Source organism: Thomasclavelia saccharogumia DSM 17460 (assembly GCF_000686665.1).
Classification (GTDB): Bacteria; Bacillota_I; Bacilli_A; order Erysipelotrichales; family Coprobacillaceae; genus Thomasclavelia; species Thomasclavelia saccharogumia.
In genome coordinates this window covers 38,682-60,927 of sequence record NZ_JMLH01000007.1, presented here as the reverse complement: position 1 = coordinate 60,927, position 22,246 = coordinate 38,682, and the positions used below count along the sequence as shown (strand labels likewise).

21 protein-coding genes and 2 other annotated features (1 of these 23 running past the window's edge) are annotated in these 22,246 nt (G+C 31.5%); of the genes, 18 read left to right on the top strand and 3 right to left on the bottom strand.

Features of this window, described 5'->3' with window-relative positions; translation table 11 throughout:
• On the top strand, window positions 1–195 hold a 195-nt coding region (locus tag BR82_RS17975), incomplete at its 5' end, for an antitoxin VbhA family protein (RefSeq protein WP_205618723.1).
• Window positions 196–619: 424 nt separating this feature from the next.
• Window positions 620–1,213: a hypothetical protein gene (locus tag BR82_RS15070; protein WP_051592728.1), complete on the top strand. Its 594-nt coding sequence runs from the start codon at window positions 620–622 to the stop codon at window positions 1,211–1,213.
• A gap of 174 nt (window positions 1,214–1,387) precedes the next feature.
• Here the strand turns inward: BR82_RS15070 and BR82_RS0103470 are convergent, their stop codons facing one another.
• The gene (locus tag BR82_RS0103470; RefSeq protein ID WP_024720857.1) at window positions 1,388–2,386 is read right to left on the bottom strand and encodes a GGGtGRT protein; all 999 of its coding nucleotides are present in this window, start codon (window positions 2,384–2,386) and stop codon (window positions 1,388–1,390) included.
• A 15-nt stretch (window positions 2,387–2,401) separates the two neighbouring features.
• On the bottom strand, window positions 2,402–3,094 hold the full coding sequence (locus BR82_RS0103465) for an iron-sulfur cluster assembly scaffold protein (protein WP_027089040.1): 693 nt from the start codon (window positions 3,092–3,094) through the stop codon (window positions 2,402–2,404).
• 339 nt (window positions 3,095–3,433) lie between these two features.
• Between BR82_RS0103465 and eno the strand changes: the two genes are divergently transcribed.
• From eno to BR82_RS0103445, 4 genes are all read left to right on the top strand, one after another.
• The gene (eno, locus tag BR82_RS0103460; RefSeq protein WP_027089039.1) at window positions 3,434–4,723 is read left to right on the top strand and encodes a phosphopyruvate hydratase; all 1,290 of its coding nucleotides are present in this window, start codon (window positions 3,434–3,436) and stop codon (window positions 4,721–4,723) included.
• Between the two features lie 82 nt (window positions 4,724–4,805).
• Window positions 4,806–5,153, top strand: coding sequence for a class Ib ribonucleoside-diphosphate reductase assembly flavoprotein NrdI (gene nrdI / locus BR82_RS0103455; RefSeq protein WP_027089038.1), 348 nt, complete (start codon window positions 4,806–4,808; stop codon window positions 5,151–5,153).
• 429 nt (window positions 5,154–5,582) lie between these two features.
• On the top strand, window positions 5,583–5,954 hold the full coding sequence (locus BR82_RS0103450) for a metal-dependent transcriptional regulator (protein ID WP_027089037.1): 372 nt from the start codon (window positions 5,583–5,585) through the stop codon (window positions 5,952–5,954).
• A 114-nt stretch (window positions 5,955–6,068) separates the two neighbouring features.
• Complete coding sequence (locus BR82_RS0103445; protein ID WP_027089036.1) at window positions 6,069–7,067, top strand: C45 family autoproteolytic acyltransferase/hydolase; 999 nt, start codon at window positions 6,069–6,071, stop codon at window positions 7,065–7,067.
• Window positions 7,068–7,444: 377 nt separating this feature from the next.
• Here BR82_RS0103445 and BR82_RS0103440 read toward each other — a convergent pair whose 3' ends face one another.
• Window positions 7,445–8,743: an oligosaccharide flippase family protein gene (locus BR82_RS0103440; protein WP_027089035.1), complete on the bottom strand. Its 1,299-nt coding sequence runs from the start codon at window positions 8,741–8,743 to the stop codon at window positions 7,445–7,447.
• 67 nt (window positions 8,744–8,810) lie between these two features.
• Here BR82_RS0103440 and BR82_RS0103435 point away from each other — a divergent pair, with 67 nt between their 5' ends.
• From BR82_RS0103435 to BR82_RS15065, 12 genes are all read left to right on the top strand, one after another.
• The gene (locus tag BR82_RS0103435) at window positions 8,811–9,101 is read left to right on the top strand and encodes a post-transcriptional regulator (RefSeq protein ID WP_027089034.1); all 291 of its coding nucleotides are present in this window, start codon (window positions 8,811–8,813) and stop codon (window positions 9,099–9,101) included.
• Window positions 9,102–9,139: 38 nt separating this feature from the next.
• On the top strand, window positions 9,140–10,777 hold the full coding sequence (recJ, locus tag BR82_RS0103430; RefSeq protein ID WP_027089033.1) for a single-stranded-DNA-specific exonuclease RecJ: 1,638 nt from the start codon (window positions 9,140–9,142) through the stop codon (window positions 10,775–10,777).
• Between the two features lie 71 nt (window positions 10,778–10,848).
• A complete protein-coding gene (locus BR82_RS0103425) occupies window positions 10,849–11,367 on the top strand; it encodes an adenine phosphoribosyltransferase (RefSeq protein ID WP_027089032.1) in 519 nt (172 codons plus the stop codon).
• A 43-nt stretch (window positions 11,368–11,410) separates the two neighbouring features.
• Entirely contained in the window at window positions 11,411–13,636 is a 2,226-nt protein-coding gene (locus tag BR82_RS0103420) for a RelA/SpoT family protein (protein ID WP_027089031.1), read from the top strand.
• Between the two features lie 303 nt (window positions 13,637–13,939).
• Window positions 13,940–14,141: a binding site (T-box leader), on the top strand.
• 37 nt (window positions 14,142–14,178) lie between these two features.
• Window positions 14,179–15,456 (top strand): histidine--tRNA ligase, encoded by a 1,278-nt coding sequence (hisS, locus tag BR82_RS0103415; RefSeq protein ID WP_027089030.1) that lies wholly within the window; start codon window positions 14,179–14,181, stop codon window positions 15,454–15,456.
• Window positions 15,449–17,200 (top strand): aspartate--tRNA ligase, encoded by a 1,752-nt coding sequence (gene aspS, locus BR82_RS0103410; protein ID WP_027089029.1) that lies wholly within the window; start codon window positions 15,449–15,451, stop codon window positions 17,198–17,200. Before hisS ends, aspS begins: the two co-directional genes overlap by 8 nt.
• Window positions 17,193–18,266 carry a M24 family metallopeptidase gene (locus tag BR82_RS0103405; protein ID WP_027089028.1) on the top strand — a complete coding sequence of 358 codons (1,074 nt, stop codon included), beginning with the start codon at window positions 17,193–17,195 and terminating at the stop codon, window positions 18,264–18,266. The genes aspS and BR82_RS0103405 overlap by 8 nt, the downstream gene beginning before the upstream one ends.
• Before the next feature lie 116 nt (window positions 18,267–18,382).
• Complete coding sequence (locus tag BR82_RS0103400; protein WP_027089027.1) at window positions 18,383–19,693, top strand: UDP-N-acetylmuramate--L-alanine ligase; 1,311 nt, start codon at window positions 18,383–18,385, stop codon at window positions 19,691–19,693.
• A gap of 48 nt (window positions 19,694–19,741) precedes the next feature.
• Complete coding sequence (locus tag BR82_RS0103395) at window positions 19,742–20,032, top strand: DUF948 domain-containing protein (protein ID WP_027089026.1); 291 nt, start codon at window positions 19,742–19,744, stop codon at window positions 20,030–20,032.
• Window positions 20,033–20,047: 15 nt separating this feature from the next.
• On the top strand, window positions 20,048–20,524 hold the full coding sequence (locus tag BR82_RS0103390) for a YtxH domain-containing protein (protein WP_027089025.1): 477 nt from the start codon (window positions 20,048–20,050) through the stop codon (window positions 20,522–20,524).
• Complete coding sequence (locus BR82_RS0103385) at window positions 20,524–21,528, top strand: LacI family DNA-binding transcriptional regulator (RefSeq protein ID WP_027089024.1); 1,005 nt, start codon at window positions 20,524–20,526, stop codon at window positions 21,526–21,528. Before BR82_RS0103390 ends, BR82_RS0103385 begins: the two co-directional genes overlap by 1 nt.
• 251 nt (window positions 21,529–21,779) lie before the next feature.
• Entirely contained in the window at window positions 21,780–22,010 is a 231-nt protein-coding gene (locus tag BR82_RS15065; protein WP_471529592.1) for a heavy metal-binding domain-containing protein, read from the top strand.
• 48 nt (window positions 22,011–22,058) lie between these two features.
• Window positions 22,059–22,246, top strand: a binding site (T-box leader) (it continues 7 nt past the right edge of the window).

Below are 22,246 nucleotides of genomic sequence, written 5' to 3'. Positions count from 1 at the left end.
TTTTTTATAATGAATCAATTAGATGAAATGAAAAAAAGAAGAAAAGCAGTAAATAATGCTTTAGGAATCCTTTTGACTGCTGCTGATTTACCAAACGAAAAATATTTAAATGCTTTAGATGATTTTGTTTTAGGTAAAATCACTTTAGAAGAATTAGATCAAAAAGTTCATAAATTAGAGTATATCTATGAATGATATTAAGGAACAAATGTTCTCAAAAATTTATATGATATTCATGATAAAGAAGTTTTAGATAAGCTTGAAAGAGAAAGTACTAATACAAAAATACTATCTTTGGAACTTCGACCAGAACAGAGTGTTAATGATATTTCGATAGAACATCTTAATGAACTTCATTGTTTTTTATTTGGCAATCTTTATGAATGGACTGGGCAATATAGAGTGGTTGATTTATATAAATCTGAAAGAGTACTATCAGGACTTTTTGTTGATAAAAATTATTGTTTTATATATGATATCAAATGATAGTATATGTTATAGTTTAACATATTAATGAGAAGTGATATTTGTAATGAACTTTAGTGATTTTTTGTTATGAATTTGGTTTATAAAATTTGCAAGAGAAAATGTTAAGTATAGATATGGAGAGGTAAAAGAAGTGGAAGAAAACGGGTTAAATTTATATCTTCAAGAAATGTGGTATGTGAAAAGGAGAATGGAAGCGATACGGGCTATTGCATTGAAAGAAAAGACAACATTATTTCCAATAACTAATATTGAGTTTATGACATTGCAAATAAGAAAGATAATCGAACATATTGCTATGGGAAATTTAATTGCTAATAAAGAATTATATGAGGAATATAGTGCAAAATTTTCTTCTAATTGGAATGCAAAGTATATTTTTAGAGATTTAGAAAGGCTAAATTCTAAATTTTATCCAGAACCTGTAAAATCTGATTATACAAAAGAAATAGAAGAATGGATAACCATTGATGAAGATTATTTAACAAAATATGATGCAATAAAAATCTATGAAAAATGCGGTGGTTTATTGCATGCTTCTAATCCATATGGATCGCAGATAGATGTTAATTATTATCAAGAGAAAATGCCTATATGGTATAATAAAATTATGAATTTGTTAAACTGTCACCTTATTCATATGGTGGATGGAGAACACATTTTTTTTATTACAATGAATGGTAATAGAAATCCGCAGGGATATAAATTTGAACGTGTTGATGAGTAAACTAAAGGAAATAATAGGATAAAGCAACTATGATTTTTGAAAGAATATCTTGAATAATCAGAGTGGAAAGAGTTAAATAAATTCCAGTTTATAGATTAATTAAATGATTGTAAGTTATTAAAAAAGTTCTGATCATAATATCAGAACTTTTTAAAATCTTGTGTTTGTAGTTAATTATTTACAAGCTTCTTCGATAGCTACGGCAACAGCAACAGTTGCACCAACCATTGGGTTGTTACCCATACCGATTAATCCCATCATTTCTACGTGTGCAGGAACTGATGAAGAACCAGCAAATTGTGCATCACTGTGCATACGTCCCATAGTATCTGTCATACCATAAGAAGCAGGACCAGCAGCCATATTATCAGGGTGTAAAGTACGTCCAGTTCCTCCACCAGAAGCAACTGAGAAATATTTTTTACCTTGTTCAATACATTCTTTTTTATATGTTCCAGCAACAGGATGTTGGAAACGAGTAGGGTTAGTAGAGTTACCAGTAATTGATACGTCTACACCTTCTTTATGCATAATTGCAACACCTTCTCTAACGTCATCAGCACCATAGCAGTTAACTTTAGCACGAGGTCCATCTGAATAAGCTGTTCTTGATAATTCTTTTACTTCACCTGTAAAATAATCGAATTGAGTTTCCACGTAAGTGAATCCGTTAATTCTTGAGATAATTTTAGCAGCATCTTTTCCTAAACCGTTTAAGATAACTCTTAATGGCTTTGTTCTAACTTTATTAGCTTTTTCAGCAATTTTAATTGCACCTTCAGCAGCAGCGAAAGATTCATGACCTGCTAAGAAAGCAAAACATTCAGTTTTTTCATCTAATAACATAGAACCTAAGTTACCATGACCTAATCCAACTTTACGATCATCAGCAACTGATCCTGGAATACAGAATGATTGTAAACCAATACCGATTGTTTTAGCAGCTTCTACTGCTTTAGTATCTCCATTTTTGATAGCCATTGCTGCACCTACAGTATAAGCCCAACAAGCATTTTCAAAACAAATTGGTTGTGTTGATTTTACGATTTCGTAAACATCAATACCTTTTTCATCGCAGATAGCTTTAGCTTCTTCGATTGATTTGATATCAAATTTTGCTAATGCAGCGTTAATTTGATCAATTCTTCTTTCATAACTTTCAAATAATGCCATTTTAGTACCCTCCTATTATTCCTTTCTTGGATCGATGTACTTAGCAGCATCATTAAATCTACCGTAAGTACCAGTAGCTTCCTTGATTGCTTCATTAGCATCTTTTCCAGCTTTAACCATATCCATCATTCTACCTAAATTTGTAAATTCATAACCGATGATTTCATCGTTTTCATCTAAAGCAATCTTATTGATGTATCCTTCAGTTAATTCTAGGTAACGAGGGCCTTTAGCTTTTGTAGAGTAAGAAGTACCAGTCATACTTCTTAGACCTTTTCCTAAATCTTCCAATCCAGCTCCAACAGGTAATCCATTTTCAGAGAATGCAGATTGAGTACGTCCATATACGATTTGTAAGAATAATTCTCTCATTGCAGTATTAATAGCATCACAAACTAAATCAGTATTTAAACCTTCTAATAAAGTTTTACCAACTAATGCTTCTGAAGCCATAGCTGCAGAATGAGTCATTCCTGAACACCCAATTGTTTCAATTAGTGCTTCTTCAATAATCCCTTCTTTAACGTTTAATGTTAATTTGCAGGCACCTTGTTGAGGAGCACACCAACCAATACCATGTGTTAATCCAGAGATATCTTTAATTTCTCTAGAATATACCCATTTTCCTTCTTCAGGAATTGGAGCACAACCATGTGCTGCACCTTGTTTGACACAACACATTTCTTCTACTTCATGTGAATAAATCATTTTTTCTAACTCCCTTCGTGTTTTCGATTATAAATAGCTAGTCACACTATTTAAGGCGAACTAAAATCACCTGAGTAAAGTATAGAATAAAGCAGAGTCAAAGTCAATGAAACATCAATGATAAAAAAATAAATTCGACTTTTTTTTCGATAAAAGACATATAATATAGTTTATTATATGATTCTTGGGAGAAATTAAATTTTATCATATTTTGCTTGCAAAGAGGGTTAGATTGTGCTAACTTATTAGTAGTTAGATTGTTCTAACTTCATGTGAATAAATGATTTTTTCTATAGACTTAGTCACTCTATAAGAAAGAATCAAAGAGGAGGAAATTAGATGAGTAAAATTAAAACTATTTATGCTCGTGAAGTATTAGATTCACGTGGTAATCCTACTGTAGAGGTTGAAGTTACTACAGAAAAAGGTGCATTTGGTAGTGCAATCGTACCTAGTGGTGCATCTACTGGAATTTATGAAGCCGTTGAATTAAGAGACGGTGATAAATCTCGTTATTTAGGTAAAGGTGTTGCTAACGCTGTAAAAAATGCAAACGAGATCATTGCTCCGGCATTAGTAGGTGAAGATGTTTTTGAACAAAGAAAGATCGATCAAATGATGATTGATTTAGATGGTACTGATAATAAAGGGAAATTAGGAGCTAATGCTATTTTAGGTGTTTCTTTAGCTGTTGCTAAAGCTGCTGCTAATGAATTAGATGTACCTTTATATCGTTATATCGGTGGTTCTAATGCGCATGTTCTTCCAACCCCAATGATGAATATTATTAATGGTGGGGCTCATGCTGATAATAATGTGGATTTCCAGGAATTCATGATCATGCCAGTGAGTGCACCAACTTTTAAAGAAGCAATCAGAATGGGTGCAGAAGTTTTCCATTCTTTAAAAGCTGTTTTACATGGAAAAGGATTAAATACAGCTGTTGGTGATGAAGGTGGATTTGCGCCAAACTTAGCTTCAAATGAAGATGCAATCAAGACAATCATCGAAGCAATTGAAAAAGCTGGTTATAAACCTGGTGAAGATGTTAAATTAGCTATGGATGTTGCCAGCAGTGAATTTTATAAAGATGGTAAATATGTATTACCAGGTGAAAACAATAAATCATTTACTTCAAAAGAATTAGTTGATTTTTATGCTGAATTATGTTCTAAATATCCAATTATCTCAATCGAAGATGGTTTAGACCAAGATGATTGGGAAGGTTGGGATTACTTAACTGAAAAATTAGGTGATAAAGTACAATTAGTTGGAGATGATTTCTTTGTAACTAACACTAAACGTCTAGAACAAGGAATTGCTCGTGGTGTTGCTAATTCGATTTTGATCAAAGTCAACCAAATCGGTACTTTAACAGAAACATTAGAAGCAATTGAAATGGCTCAAAAAGCTAATTATACTGCTGTTGTTTCACATCGTTCTGGAGAAACAGAGGATACAACGATTGCTGATATTGCTGTGGCAACTAATGCTGGTCAAATTAAAACTGGTTCTGCATCAAGAACAGATCGTATTGCTAAATATAATCAGTTGATCAGAATTGAAGATCGTTTAGGTAAAGAAAGTAAATATTCTGGATTAGCTGGATTTTATCAATTAGATAAATAATAAAAAAATACTTGCATAATTGGTTAGTGTATGCTAACATATAGATAGTTAGTTAATGCTAACTAAAGAAAAGGAGAAGAGTATGAAAGTAGTATATGCCTCAAGAACAGGAAATGTGCAAAGTATCATCGATCAACTAGATAATGATTCTTTAGAAATCAGTTCTGGTGATGAAGTAGTAGAAGAACCATACATTTTATTTACTTATACTGATGGTTTTGGAGATGTACCTCCAGAAGTAGAATCATTCTTAGAAAACAATGGCCAAAATATTAAAGGTGTCGTTGTTAGTGGTGATCAAGGATATGGTGAAGCATACTGTAAAGCAGGTGATGTCATCGCTGAACAATACAACGTTCCTTGTCTATACAAAGTCGAGAATGCTGGAACAGATGAAGATATTGCAAAAATAAAAGAATTAGTTAAATAATATAATAAATCCATGTTTGATTAATATCCCAATGCCTACACAATAATTTCAAATCTTAGTAATATTAATCAGCTTAAATATATATCTAAAATATCTAAACTTACCTTTTTCTTGACATAAAAGATATATATATTCCCGTTGAAAATAGCATGAAATATTTGTGATATCAGTAGGCTTCTTGATTAACTTATTATGTTTTAACCTTCAAAAACATAATAGTAAAAAATAAATCATTTATAAATAACCTTCAAGTCTTATGATTTATTTTTAGTCAAATATGAACATAATTAGGATCCACATCCAATATATTGATATCAATAATTTAGCCATTATAATTATCAATTTCCTAATTGTTCATCGATAAAACCAGATCAATCTGGTTTTATTTTTTTCGATTTATTGGTATACTAATAATGGAGGTTGTTATTCATGCACGAATCAGGAGAAATGTATTTAGAAACAATATTAATTTTAAAAAATAAAAATGAATATGTTCGTTCAATAGATATTGCAAGACAATTAGGTTTTAGTAAACCTAGTGTTAGTCGTGGAATTGGTATTTTAAAAACTGATGGATATATTACAGTTAATGATAAAGGGTATATCGATTTAACAGACAAAGGAAGACAAAGAGCTGATTTTATTTATGAAAAGCATCAAATTTTAACTGAGTTTTTGATGAATACAGCAAGTGTTACTAAAGAAATTGCTGAAGGTGATGCTTGTAAGATCGAACATATTATCAGTGATGAGGTATTTGATGGAATCAAAAAATTTCTAAATACAGAGGATAAAACGTAAGAATTTTCTTACGTTTTATTGTGCTTAAATTAAATGATTGACAATAATTTTTTATTGATCTATTCTTGATTTATGAGTTACCAGCAGCTTTAAAAAAAGGAGTGAAAAATAACTATGTATCATGAAAGATTTAAAGGAACCCATTATGAAATAGGTATAAATTGGGGCAGCAGATTACTAAAAAATAATCATTGCTTTCTAGACAATGTTCCATTTGAAATAACAAAAGAAAGAAAAGAATTTGCTTTACAATGCTTGCCATTATATCAAAAATATTTTCCCGAAATCATTGAAGAAATCAAAGGGATCGTCGCTGGTCAGCAATGTTCATTTGAAGCAGTATGTGCAGTATTGTTCAGTATGTATTGTATCTTACCTGAAGCTCATTGTTCTTGTTTTGTAATAAAAAATGAACAGGAATTATTATTTGGACGAAATAGTGATTTTTTACCAGAAATCGAAAAATTATTTAGTAATTGTATTTATCGATTTAATGGTGATTCATATGCTTTTACTGGTAATACCACAGCATGTGTGGAGATGGAAGATGGCATCAATGAGCATGCTTTAGCAATCGGTCTGACTTCTGTTTATCCAACTGTTAAACAGCCTGGATTGAATGCGGGAATGTTATTGCGGTTATTTTTAGAAAAGTGTAAAACGATAGATGAAGTAATTGCATTGATCAAAACGTTACCCATTGCTTCAAGTCAAACTTTTACTTTGGCTGATGCCAGTGGAAAGATAGCTGTAATTGAATGTAATGCTGAAAAAATCGAGATTATTACCGATAGTAAGTATGTTTGGGCAACAAATTTATTTCATAGTGATAAAATGAAGCTTTATAATAATTATATTAATGATGATTGGGACGCTGAGCGTCGTTATTTAACGATAAGAAATGCTTTATTAAATGAACAAATTAAAACATTTAATGATGTTGCTGATCTATTGTCTGGAAAGTACGGTTTTATTTGTCAGTATGATCGTAGTATGAACAAAGATACAGTCTGGTCAGTAATATATGATTTAAAGAATAAAAAGATTTATCGCGTAGAAGGTAATCCATCACGTAAAAAATTTATTGAAGATAAAAGATTTAAATTGGATTAGAAACTACTCTATGCAGCTAGTATCATTTAAAACAGATAGTAATCTAGAAATAGATAGCTATCTGTTTTGATAAAAAGTGTTTATATTAAAAAAAGCTAAATTTGTCCTTTTTAAAAATACTACATATATGATGGTATTAAATAAAGATATATATAGGTAGTTTATTTACAATTACGCAGGTAGAAAAATCTTAATAATATTTTAATATGATTATTTATTATAAGTATAAAGATGATCAGATTAAAAATCGGTAAAGTAACATTGGGGATAAAATTCAAGACGCAAGGATAGTGATCAAATAAGCAATATTTTATTCATTTATCAGCGCTCTCAACTAATTTTAAATAATGATCGATATAAGCTAAATTATGCAGTTTTTAATTAGAGATAAATAAATATTTATAACAGGCAGCAGCACTAATGATCAAAGTAATCAATAACCCGACTAGTAAACTGATTGCGATACTGAAGACCCCTAAATAATGACTCAATACATATACTAATATTATTTCGCTGGTACATTCAATAATACTGCTGATAAACATTAGTTTATTACGATTTAGTGCTTGTAATAAAGCGCTAAGCGGGGTTTGAAGGTAAAAGATCGTAAAAGGAATAGCCATATATTTAAGATAATTAGCACCACTAGTCGTATTATATAAGAGCTTTAAACAGAATTCAGGAATAAAATAAAAAATCAAGGTAAAAGGGATACTGATCAAAAAACTTCCTATTAAAGCTAAAAATATATGTTTTCTAGCCAAAAATATTTTTTTATAGACAACATCATCAGTAATGATTGGTAAAAATAGCCGATAGACAACATTATTAAAAAAAGTCGGGGTAACCAATAAAGAAATAACATAACCACTAATAATTGCATATTGTTGATGAATAGTACTTTCACTTAGATTAAATTTAGTTAATACATAAACCAGGGTAATTGGCTCTAGAAAAGAAACAATACAGTGATATAGTCTGGAACCAGTTAACGGCATCGCAATATTCAACATATCTTTTATTTGTAAGTTATTAATAATGCTTTGTTTACTAAAAGTAGTGATTTTATGATTTTTTAAACGAGTTGAAAGATAAATAATCGAGCTTAATTCCCCCACTGACATAGCTAATGTGGCAAAACTTACTAAATAAGTATCTGCCAAAAAAGAGAATTGTTTGATCATTAAATAACTGAAGCTTAAACGGGCTATTTCTTCAATAAAACCAGCTTTTGCAACAAGGTAAACATTTTGCTGGGCTAAAAAATAATTTTTGATGATACCGCTTATTCCTACTAGAGGAATAAACAGGGCTAATGATAGTAAAGGATAAAAAGCATCTTCATTTTTTAATAAATTATGACTAATAAATTTTGAAGAAAATAACAGGGCACTCGTTACAATGACACATGTAAAAAGACAGATCGTAAAAGCAGAAATAACAATTTTTTTATTACTATATTTAGGATTAGCAACTAACCTAAATACAGCTGATGGGATACCTAACTGCCCTAAAGTAATACATAAAGATACTGTAGGCATAACTAAGATATATAGTGCCATAGCATCACTGCTTAATTGACGTGCTAAAACCATTCTATTAAGAATACTAAATAATTTTGCGATGGCAGAACTGGCGGAAAGAATGATAAATGAATTTATTAGTTTTCTTTTCATAAAGCACTTCCTTTCTGATGAAATTTGTCATATAATATGTAAGTGACTTTGAAATGGAGGGCTGTAAGTGGAATCGAGTAACGATTTTAAATTTAATAAACGTGATCTTAATTTTTTAATTAAATTAAAAGCCCGTGACTTTAAACAACAAAATATTCACAATATTTCTGAACAGCAAATAAAAGATTATTTGTTTGAACGAAAATGGAAACAAAGAGATGCTATTCCGATGTGTGAAATTATTGATGATATCATGAGTCTTGATTTTTCGGAAATATTTGATTATTTAAGTTTACAAGTAGTAAAAGAAGCATCTCATTTGAGTATAAATGATTTTTCGGATTTAATTTCAAAATAGTTGCTGATGCAACTATTTTTATTTGAGAGGAGAACTTTATGGAGTGGCAGGTCATAAATAATTTAGACTACAAACACTATATGCAGGAATATAATATAAATTCACTTTTAGCGAAGATTTTTGCTTATAAAAATTATTCTTCGCAGCAAATTGATGCAATGCTTTCAAATCGTTTGATATACCATGATTTTTCATTGTTTTCAGAAGCAGAGATGACATTAGAAAGAATTAATGAAGCAATTGCCAACAAAGAAAAAATTTGTATTTATGGCGATTATGACTGTGATGGTATTCTAGCGACATCAATTTTAGTAGATGCTTTTAGACAGTTAGGTATCGAAGTTGGTTTTCATATTCCTAGTCGTTTACAAGATGGATATGGTTTAAATAAACAGCGCGTTGAACAGATGGCAGCAAAAGGTTATACACTTATCATTACTGTTGATAATGGAATAAAAGCCTATGAGGCAATCGAAAGAGCCAATGAACTGGGGGTCGATGTAATCGTCACCGATCATCATAATTACGATGATCAATTACCAGATGCCTTTTCAATCATTCATGCTAAGATTTCCCCTGATTATCCTTATAAAGAAATATCCGGGGGATTTGTTGCTTACAAATTAGCTAGTGCGTTATTAAAAAAACATGATAAATATTTGTTTTGTTTAGCGGCAATAACAACTATTTCCGATATGATGCCTTTATTAGATGAAAATAGGTCTTTAGTTAAAAGAGCATTAGAATTTATGAAAGAAAATCAATATCCCCAATTAGAATTGTTACTTGGCAGTAATCAAAAATATAATGTAACTAGTATTGGCTTTATTTTAGCCCCTAAAATCAATTCGTTTGGACGCCTTAGTGAAATTATTAATCCTAATCATTTAGTTAAATATTTTCGCCAAGATGCATCAATTGGTATATTAAAAGCAGTAAGTTCGAAAGCTGTAGAAGTCAACGCAAAAAGACAAGAATTGACAAATAAGCAGTACCAGGAGGTTCTTGCCGCAGTTGATGTAAATGATAAATTTTTATATAGCTATCAAAATGAAGTTCATGAAGGCTTGATCGGTTTAGTGGCTGGCAAGTATACTCGTCAATATAATCGGCCAAGTTTTGTCATGAGTCTTGATAAGGAAAAAAATATGTATAAAGGCAGTGCTAGAGGAATCGAAGGCTTATCTTTAAGCAGTATTTTTAAGCAGGTTGAAGATGTTCTAGATAATTATGGCGGTCATGCTCTTGCGGGTGGTTTTAGTGTATCTGTTGATAATGTAGAAATTCTTAAATCTAAGCTAACAAGATATTTAGAAGAACAGTTAGAAAACTATCAGCCGCCGTTAGTTGAGGTATTAGAAGTTTCAGAAGATGAAATTAGTAAAAATGCTGTAAAACAGTTAGAACTTTTAGAACCCTTAGGTAATGGCAATGAAGAAGTCTGTTTCTATGCAAAGAACTTATCAGTTAAAAAAGTAACTCCTTTATCGAATGGGAAGCATCTTCGTTTTGATCTTGAATTACCAAAAGTACGGGGCCAAGCGTTATATTTTAATCATGGTGAATTGTATGAACAGTATAAAAATATTGAAAAAATTAATGTAGTTGGGAAGTTTAGTATCAATGTTTTTAATAATTTTGAATCTGTAAATATAATTATTGAGGGAATTAAATAGTTTTAATTAATGTATAAAAATGTTATAATTGAATATCATAAGGCATGGTTGTAAAGGAGAAGATATAAAAAATGGATTTAACTAAATATGTAGCTGATATAAAGGATTTTCCAGAAGAAGGAATTATTTTTAGAGATGTGACACCTTTAATGCAGGATAAAGATGCATTTAAAGAAACGATTGATAAATTTGTTGACTGGACTAATACTTTAAAGGCAAAAGTTGATGTTGTTGCGGGACCAGAAGCACGGGGATTTTTATTTGGCTGTCCGGTAGCTTATAAGATCAATGCAGGCTTTGTACCAGTTAGAAAACCTGGTAAGTTACCGCGAGAAACAATAAGTGAAACATATGCATTAGAATATGGAACAAACGAAGTTCATATTCATGCTGATAGTATCAAGCCAAATCAAAATGTTATTATTGTTGATGATTTGCTTGCAACCGGTGGAACTGTTGAAGCAACTGTTAAATTGGTCGAAAAATTAGGTGGTAAAGTAATTGGAATTGCATTTTTAATTGAACTGGAAGAATTAAAAGGACGTGAAAGATTGCAAGGTTATAATGTTTATTCATTATTGAAATATTAAAAAGAGCTTAGCTCTTTTTTAATAATTATGGGAGGTGTTATTTATGGCCGAATATAAAGGGGCAGGAGATGTTGTTTCAATAAAAGATGTTCTTGAGGTTTGTGGCAAATATATTACTAATCAAGAAAGTCTTACTTTGATTAATCAGGCTTATGATTATATTATGGAAAAGCATAAAGGGCAAAAAAGAAAGAGTGGGGAACCATATACTAATCATTTGATCTGGGTTGCTTATATTTTAGCAACTTTACAGACAGGACCTGCGACAATTACTGCTGGTTTGCTTCATGATGTTATGGAAGACTGTGATGTAAGTCGGGAAGAAATGGTAGAACGTTTTGGTGAAGAAATCACAACACTAGTTGAAGGAGTAACCAAGATCGGTAAGATGCCGTTTAAAGATGAAGCAGATGTTTATGCAGAAAATCACCGTAAAATTTATATTGCGATGGCAAAAGATATTCGTGTTATATTAATTAAATTTGCTGATCGTTTGCATAATATGCGAACATTGCAATATATGCCTGCTCATAAACAAAAAAGAATTGCTAGAGAGACGTTGGAAGTCTATACTCCAATTGCGCATCGTTTAGGAATCAATGATATCAAGACAGAATTAGAAGATTTAAGTCTTTCATATCTAGATCCTGTGGCTTTTAACGATATTTCTAATCTTTTAGCAGTAAAACAGGAAGAAAGAAAAGAATCGGTTGCTAAAATGATGGCATCAGTTGAAACAATGCTTAATGAAAATAAATATGAGTATCGAATCTTAGGCCGAGCTAAATCGATTTATAGTATTTATAAAAAAATGTTTGTTAAAAAGAAACGATTTGATGAATTGTATGATTTATATGCTTTACGGATCATTACTAAGGATAAGATGGATTGTTATAGTATTTTAGGATTGATTCATGATCATTATCGCCCAATTCCCGGACGGTTTAAAGATTATATTGCAATGCCTAAACCTAACATGTATCAATCTTTGCACACTTCGGTAATTGGTGAAGATGGTAATACTTTTGAAATTCAAATCAGAACTGAAGAAATGGATGAACTTGCAGAATTAGGAGTAGCTGCGCACTGGCGTTATAAAGAAAATAAAGGTTATTCATCGAAAAAAGAACAGCAGGAAATTGGTGAAAAGTTACAGTGGTTAAGAGAATTTATTTCTTTAAGTGAAGATATAAAAGATGGTGATGCTAAAGAATACTATGATTCTTTAAAAAGAGATATTTTTGAAGCTAATGTCTATGTTTTGACACCACAAGGAAAGATCGTTGAGTTACCTAATGGTTCGACCCCTATTGATTTTGCTTATCGGATCCATACCGAAGTTGGCCATAAGGCCGTTGGTGCGATAGTTAATAATGTGATGGTTCCGATCGATACAAAATTAAATACAGGTGATGTCGTAGAAATCAAGACAAATAAACAGTCACAGGGGCCTAGTGACGACTGGTTAAAATTTGTTCGTACTGCTGGTGCTCGTAATAAAATTAGACAGTTCATTGCTTCTAGAGAGGCTGAGACGAAAAAAGATGCAATCGAAGATGGGCGTAAGATTTTAAGAGATGAGCTTAGAAAAAGACAGTTAAATGAAAAGAAGTATCTTGATCCAGATACTTATAAGACTTTTTTAGGGTCATTTGGCGCACGTTCATTTGATGATATATTGTATTTTATTGGGAAAAAAAGTTTGCCGGCAATGACATTGATCGATCGTGTCGTTCCTAAAAAAAGCGGTTTTTTCGATAGTATTTCAAAAATGCTGCAAAGAAATAATCAGGTCAATGACCGTCAACAGGCAGCAAAGAGCAACTCTGGTGTAGTGGTTAAAGGAATCGATGGTTTAAAAATTCAGTTATCAAAATGCTGCAATCCTATTCCTGGCGATGAAATTTTAGGTTTTGTTTCTCAAGGGCAGGGAATTAAAGTGCATCGTAAAGATTGTCCAAATATCCAGGTTCCTGAAGTCAAAGCCCGATTGATTGATGTTTATTGGGATTTTGCTTCGATTTCAACGATGAAATTCCAGGCTGATTTAGAGATTACTGGTTTGGATCGAACTAATTTGTTAAACGATGTTATTACAGCTTTAGGACAGGCAAAGATCAATATTTTAAATATTCGTGCTGATGTGGTTGATATGAAAGCTATTATTAAGCTTAAGATTTCGGTTGAAGACGCATCTCGTTTACAACAGGCAATTGATAATATTGACCGGATTCAGGGTATTTTTGAAGTTAAAAGAGTTATTCATTAGTATTATTATTTATTGATAAAATATAAAAATGATTTATTTAAAGACATAAAAAGATCGTTTTCTATTAACTGATAATAGATGATGATCTTTTTGTTGTTTTAATGAAAGGGGAATGTTATTTGTGAATTTTCATGAGACAATATATAATATTTATACCATAGAATATTTAGTTTATATCTATATTTTATGCGTTTTTGAAAAAGCAAAGATAATAATAAAATTTTTAAAAAATCTTTTTTCATAAATAATCAATATTTATCCAATCAAATCATTGATTTTTTTTAAATAATCGAATATAATCATTTTAATCCAATGAACAAGATTAAACAGCTAAGTCTTTTCATAGAGAGAATACGGTTGGTGAAAGTATTTAAAAAGAAATGCTGTGGGACACTTGGGAGGAGTTACTTTGAAATTAGTAGGAGTAAACGTACGTCGCGTTAAGACAAGAGGGCATGTATAATTACATGAATTAAGGTGGTACCGCGTTTTTAACGTCCTTATTTTAAGGACGTTTTTATATTTTAAAGGAGGAAGAGAAAATGATGTATAAAGCCCCACGTGGAACAGTAGATATTTTGCCAGAAAATACTGCAAAATGGCAAATGCTGGAACAATTAATTAGAACGATTTGTGCTAACTATAATGTTAAAGAAGTGAGAACTCCAATTTTTGAGCATACTGAGTTATTTAACCGCGCAGTTGGTGATACAACTGATGTCGTTAGTAAAGAAATGTATACTTTTAATGATAAAAAAGGACGCTCAATTACCCTTAGACCAGAAGGGACAGCGGGAGTAGCTCGGGCATATGTTGAAAATAAGATGTTTGCTAGTCCTGATAAGATTTCTAAGTTATATTATATTGGACCGATGTTTAGATATGAACGTCCCCAAAATGGACGTCAGCGTCAATTTCATCAATTTGGAGTAGAAATGATTGGTTATGAATCACCATTTTTAGACGTTGAATGTATGACGATGGCAGTTACATTAGTTGAAGCATTAGGTTTAAAAGGGGTTAAATTACATATCAATACTTTAGGTGACGAAGCAAGTCGTGATGCTTATCGTAAGGCTTTAAAAGAACACTTTAGCGCCCATTTAGATGAATTATGCAGTGATTGTAAAAGCCGTTTTGAGACTAATCCATTACGTATTTTAGATTGTAAAGTTGATCATGATCATCCAGCGATGGCAAATGCGCCAAAAACAATTGATTATTTAAGTGATGAAGCTAAAGCCCACTTTATTAAAGTATGTGAGTTATTAGATGATTTAGAAATTGAATATGAGTTAGATACTAACTTAGTTAGAGGTTTAGATTATTATTGTCATACTGTTTTTGAAGTTATTTCTGATGATCCACGTTTAGGAGCCGGGGCAACCGTTGGCGGTGGTGGCCGTTATAACGGTTTAATTAGTGAATTAGGTGGTCCAGAAGCTCCAGGTGTTGGTTTTGCTTTTGGAATGGAACGGTTATTGATTGCGATGGATGATGAATTACAGGAAACAGAAGGCTTAGATGTATACGTTATGCCTTTAGGTGCTAAAGCTAAAGATTTAGCGTTACAAATTACGACGATGTTAAGAGCTAATGGTTTTAGTGTTGATATGGATTATCAAGATCGTTCTTTAAAAGCCCAATTTAAAACTGTTGATCGCATGAATAGTCATTTTGCGATGATTATTGGTGATCAAGAGGTAGAAGATGAAGTCGTAAATATTAAATGTACGCATTCTAAAACCCAGGATGTTGTACCAATTGAAAATATTGTTGCATATATTGAAAATCATATGGAGGGTCATAGCCATGAATAGAACTCATAATAATGGAGAATTAAGAATCAGTGATGTTAATAAAATTGTTGAATTAAAAGGCTGGGTAGCTAAAAAAAGAAATCTTGGCTCTTTAGTTTTTATTGATTTAAGAGATCGCTATGGAATTACACAGATCGTCTTAAGTGAAAGTATGGAAGCTTTAGCTAAAGACATTAAAAATGAATATGTAATTCATGTTGTTGGAAAAGTAATTGAACGAAGTTCAAAAAATCCTAATATGCCAACTGGTGAGATTGAAATCGAAGCTAGTCAAATCGATATTATTAATACAGCTAATGTAACACCGATCTATACTACTGATGATACTGATGCTAGTGAAGATGCTAGAATGCAATATCGTTATTTAGATCTTAGAAGGCCAGTGATGCAAAACAAGCTTATTATGCGTCATAAAATTACGCGCAGCATTCGTGAATTTTTAGATAATCATGACTTTATTGATATTGAAACGCCATATTTAAACCGTTCAACACCTGAAGGGGCAAGAGACTTTTTAGTACCTTCAAGAGTTCATAATGGATCTTTTTATGCTTTGCCACAATCACCACAATTGTTTAAACAATTATTAATGGTTTCTGGATTTGAACGTTATTATCAAATTGCCCGTTGTTTTAGAGATGAAGATCTACGTTTGGATCGACAGCCTGAATTTACACAAGTTGATGTGGAAATGAGTTTTATGACTACTGATGAAATCATTTCTATTGGTGAGGGATTGATTGCTAAAGTCATGAAAGATGTTAAGGGAATTGATCTGCAATTGCCACTGCCAAGAATGACTTGGCATGAAGCTATGGAAAAATATGGAATTGATAAACCAGATATACGTTTTGGTTTAGAATTGGTTAATTTAAATGAAGTCGTTAAAGATGTTGATTTTATGGTTTTTAAAAGTGCTTTAGAAGCTAATGGTCATGTTAAAGGAATTAATGTTAAAGGTAAAGCAAATGATTTTTCGCGTAAAGCTATCGATAAATTAACGGATATCGTTAAAACATATAAAGCTAAAGGATTAGCCTGGTTAAAAGTTAAAGATGGTAAAGGTGAAGGACCAATTGCAAAGTTCTTTAGCGACGAACAAATGAGTCGTTTATTAACAGCAATGGATGCTAATAATGATGATCTATTGTTATTTGTAAGTGATGTTAAATATAATGTTGTTTGTGATGCTTTAGCAGCACTTAGAAATCATTTAGGTAAAGAATTAAAATTATATAATAATGATGAGTATGCATTTTTATGGGTCGTAGATTTCCCAATGTTTGAATATGACGATGAAACAGAACGTTATTATGCTGTTCATCATCCATTTACGCGTCCAAAAGATAGCGATATTGATAAAATTGAAAATGATCCTGCAAATTGTTTAGCGGATGCTTATGATATCGTCTTAAATGGATTTGAATTAGGTGGTGGATCACAGCGTATTTATGAACAGGATCTACAAGAAAGAGCTTTTAAAGCGTTAGGATTCACTCAAGAAAGAATCGATAGTCAGTTTGGCTGGTTTGTTGAAGCCTTCCAATATGGAACACCACCTCATGGCGGATTTGCCTTAGGATTAGACCGTTTAGCGATGCTGCTTACTAATAGTGATAATATTCGTGAAGTAATTGCGTTTCCTAAAAATGCAAGTGCTGTTTGTCCGATGTCAAAAGCACCTGGAAATGTTGATAAAGTGCAGTTAGATGAACTAGGAATTGCGGTGATCGAAGATGAATAAAAAGCGAATCGATGGTGTAATTGCGAGAATGAAGGAAGCTGATCTTGATTATTTACTGATCAGTGAACCTTCATCAATTGATTATTTGATTGATTACGTTAATCATCCTGGGGAAAGAATGTATGTATTGATGTTATCAGCAAAAGGAGATCATAAATTATTTTTCAATGATTTATTCTTTGTTGAAAAAGATTTAGGGATTGAAATAGTTTGGCATAGTGATGTCGATGATGCGATCCAAACGATCGTTGATAATCTTGATAACGCTAAAAAAATTGGTGTAGATAAACATTGGACAGCTAATTTTTTACTTGATTTAATGAATAGAATACCGGATGTTAAAATAGTAAATGGGTCAAAATGTGTTGATTATCAAAGAATGGTAAAAGATGAAGATGAACAAAAACTAATGATCGAAGCAAGCATTATTAATGATAAGGCAATGGATGAAGTGATTAAACAAGTTGCTCTTGGGTTGAGTGAAATCGAAGTGGCTGCTAAGTTAAATGATATTTATAGTAATCTTGGTGCTGATGGAAATAGTTTTGATGCTATTATTGCCTATGGTGCTAATGGCGCAAATCCCCATCATGAAAATGATGATAGTACTTTAGTACCTGGTGATAGTGTCATTATTGATATGGGCTGCAAATACCATGGTTATTGTTCAGATATGACAAGAACTGTTTTTTATCAAGAGGTTAGTGAAGAAGCTAAAAAAGTATATGAACTGGTAAGAAGTGCTAATCAGGCAGCTGAAGCGATAATCAAACCTGGTGTTAGATTATGTGATATTGATAAAACAGCTCGGGATATTATTAGTGAAGCTGGTTATGGAAAGGAATTCAATCATCGTTTAGGACATTTTATTGGTAAAGATGTTCATGAATATGGCGATGTTTCAATAAATTTTGATTTAGAAGTTCAAGAAGGAATGATTTTTTCAATTGAGCCAGGTGTTTATTTACCAGGCAAATTTGGAGTTCGAATTGAAGATTTAGTGATGGTGACAAAAGACGGCTGTAAAGTGTTAAATAGTTATTCTAAAGATCTAATAGTAATTTAATGATTAAGAGAATTACTCTTAATCATTTTATTTGTCGATAAAAAATTATACTTTTTGGGATACGTTAAACACATTTATCTTAATTTGTGCTAAAATGGTGGAGTGAGGTGACAGAAATGTATTATTTTATAGGAATTAAAGGTTCAGGGATGGCGCCACTTGCTGAAATCCTATATGAACTTGGAAATGAAGTATGTGGAAGTGATATTGATAAATATATTTTCATAGAAGATGAGTTAAGAAAGAGAAATATTCCAATTTACTCATTTAATGCTGATAATATTAAAGATGGTTATACGGTTATTATTGGTAATGCTTTTAATGATGATCATGTCGAAGTTAAAGCAGCATTAGCTAATCCTAATGTCAAATGTTATCGTTATTTTGAATTTTTAGGAAAATTTATGAAAAATTTTATTTCTATTAGTGTTGCCGGTACTCATGGTAAAACAACGACGACAGGAATGGCATATCATTTGTTTGAAGATTTTGATAAAACTTCTGTATTGATAGGTGATGGAACTGGTCATGCGACTAAAGATAGTAAATATTTTATTGCTGAATCATGTGAGTTCCAGGATCATTTTTTACATTATTATCCTGATTATGCAATAATCAATAATATTGAATTAGATCATGTTGATTATTTTAAGACGTTAGACCGTTATATAGAATCATTTGAAAAATTTGCTAATCAAGTCAAAGATACGGTTATTGTTTGGGGTGATGATCCGAACATAAAAAAAATTAAATTTGAAAAAAGAGTTATGAGATTTGGTTTAAATGACTATAATGACGTTAGGGCGGTAAATGTAATTGAAAACAATTTAGGTTTTTCATTTGATGTATATATTCATGATGAATTATTTGGACATTTTAATTTACCATTCTTTGGTATGCATATGTTATATAATTCACTTGCAATTATTACTCTTGGCTATTTAGAAAATATGAGTAGTGAATATATTCAAGATAAGCTTGCAACTTTTGAGGGTACAAAACGCCGTTATAGTGTTACTGAGGTGGGAAATAATGTTTATGTTGATGATTATGCCCATCATCCTACAGCAATCAAATATGTTATTGAAGCTACTCGAGTTAAATATCCGGGAAAAAAGATCGTGGCGGTATTTAAACCGGATCGCTATTCTCGGGGGGCTAGATTTGCAGTTGAATTTGCTCGAGCTATGGATTTAGCCGACTATCCATATTTTTGTCCATTCCCTGAAAATGCTGTGAAAGAAGAAGGAATCGATATTGATATTTATGATATTGCTAAAAATTTACCAAGGGCAAAAGTTATTGGAGAAGATGAAGAAGCAGCTAAGGAATTAGCTAAATATGATGGTGTTGTATTTTTGTTTATGTCAAGTAAAGATATTTATAAACTTGAAGAAAAAGTTATCACGATAAAAAAATCTATGTAAGTATTTAAATTTGTGATATAATATTTTTTAGAAAGTCGAGGTAAAGTTATGGCTGCTATAGATATTTGTTACTGTGTTTTGATTTTATCAGGAGCATTTGCTTTAGTTTGTTTAGGAATTTTACTGCTTCGCAGTTCAACGACAATAAAGCAGGTAGGCAGCACAGTTGAAAGGGCTCAAACTACGATTAATAAAGCAGAAAAAATTATGGATGATATAACTTATAAATTGGATCTTTTAAATGCTCCGGTGGAAACAATTGCCCGTTTCTTTGATCCAAATCGACCTAAGTTTAATCCGATTAGTGCTATTATTAGTTTGTTTAAAAAGAAATTTTAGAAAGGTGAGATTATTATGAAATTTGGAAAATTTATAGCTGGTATTGGTATTGGTACAGTAGTTGGAATGTTATTTGCACCAAAAAAAGGTAGTGAGTTAAGAGGAAATCTTAAAGAAAAATCACAGGAATTATATGATAAAGCACAGAATATGACAAAAGAAGATGTTAAGACGTTAGTTAATAATACAATTGAAGAAATAAAACTTGCTATTGATGAATTTGATATGGAAGAATTTAAAGATACTACAAGTACTAAATTATCTGAAGTTAAAGAAAAATTAGAAGAGCTGGCAAATTCTGTTAAATCAAGTGAAGAATATGAAAATTTTAAAGCGTCAGTTACAAAGATCAGTGATGAAATGACAAGTAAATTAAATGAGATCAAGGACAAGATTCAAGACAAAGATTTTGATGCATTAAAGGAATTAGATGATGCAATGGATGATATTGAAGATGAATTAGATGTCATCATTGAAGATCTAAAAGATTAATGAAAAAAGTTACGATATATGATGTTGCAAGGGAAGCTGGCGTTTCTCTTGCGACAGTTTCTCGAGTAATTAATGGTTCAAATGTTGTTCGAGAAAAAACTAAACAAAAAGTCTTGGATGTTATTGAGCGTTTAGATTTCAAACCGAATGATATAGCTAGAGGACTAGCAACTAGTAAAACAACAACTATTGCAATTGTTTTTCCCCAGTCATTATTCGCTCATGTTAAAGACATGATTGGCGGTATCGGTGATACAGGAAGACATTTAGATTATAATATCAATATGTATACTACTGATGATATTGGTGATGAAAATACAGTCGCTGATGTAACAGAACGTTTGGTTAAATCAAGAGTAGATGGAGTAATTTTATTTAATAATGATAATCTTGATGAAACAATTGAAGCAATTGTTAAGTATAAATTACCAATAGTTGTCATAGGTAAGAAATTATCGGGTGACAACATCGGTTCTATTTATATTGATGTTAAAAAGGCGGCAGAAGAGATTGTTGATAAATATCTAGCTGAGGGTAAAGATGATATAATTTATATTTTACCTAAACAAAATTTAATTAAAAGTGATGAAATAATTGAAGGTATTAAAGATACATATAAAAAATATGAAAAAGTTTTTACAACTAATCAGATTTTAACCAGCTCAAGCCATTATGAGAATACGTACCCTAATTTTGTAGAGTATTTTAAAAATCATAAACATGATTTAGTGTTTTGTGGATATGATAAAGATGGTGTAGCAGTTATCAATGCGGCTCAGGAAAATGGAATTAAAATTCCTGAAGAGATGGAAGTTGTGGGAATGTTGAATACAAGTTATTCAATTATGTGTAAGCCAACGCTATCTTCGACGAATGTTCCTGTTTATGATATGGGAGCGCTTGCAGTTCGTTTGTTGACAAAATTTTTGCATGAAGAAAAGATTGAGTCAAAGGAAATCGTTGTTCAGCACATGTTTATAAAGCGTAATTCAACAAATGAATAAAAGTATTACAGCATAAATAATTATGCTGTTTTTTTGTTGAGTATATTAAAAGGGAAATATTTTTAAAATGGGCAATGTTTTTTTAGAATTATTATATTATAAGTAGCATATATTTGATAGATAGGTTAAAATTAAATTATCAAATAGATGGAGGAAAATAATATGATCATTACAACAACAAATCAAATTGAAGGGAAAAAAGTAGTTGATATAGGGGAATCGTTTTTGGTGAAGTAATTTCTGGAGTCAATATGTTTAAAGATATTGGAGCTGGAATTAGAAATATTTTTGGTGGCCGCAGTGCTGGATACGAAGAAGAATTAATGGCTTGTCGCCAGGAAGCTTTGAAAGAAATGGAAGAAAGAGCTAAGGCGGCGGGTGCTAATGCAGTAATTGGAGTTGATATTGACTATGAAATGTTAGGTACTGGTAATGATATGATGATGGTTACAGCAAGTGGTACAGCTGTTATTGTAGAATAATATCAAATAATGAAGGTTGACTTATCCTTTGTTTTAGAATATAATTCAATTACGACGTTGAAGGAAAATAGTAATCAAAATAGGCATTTAAGAGACCTTGTGGCTGGTGAAAACAAGGATGTACTACTGATGAATACACTCTGGAGTTTCTAGATGCAAAGTCTAGACGGGTCATCCCGTTATCGATTTAAGAGCATGTAGTAATCATGAATAAAGGTGGTACCGCGAGATTTCGT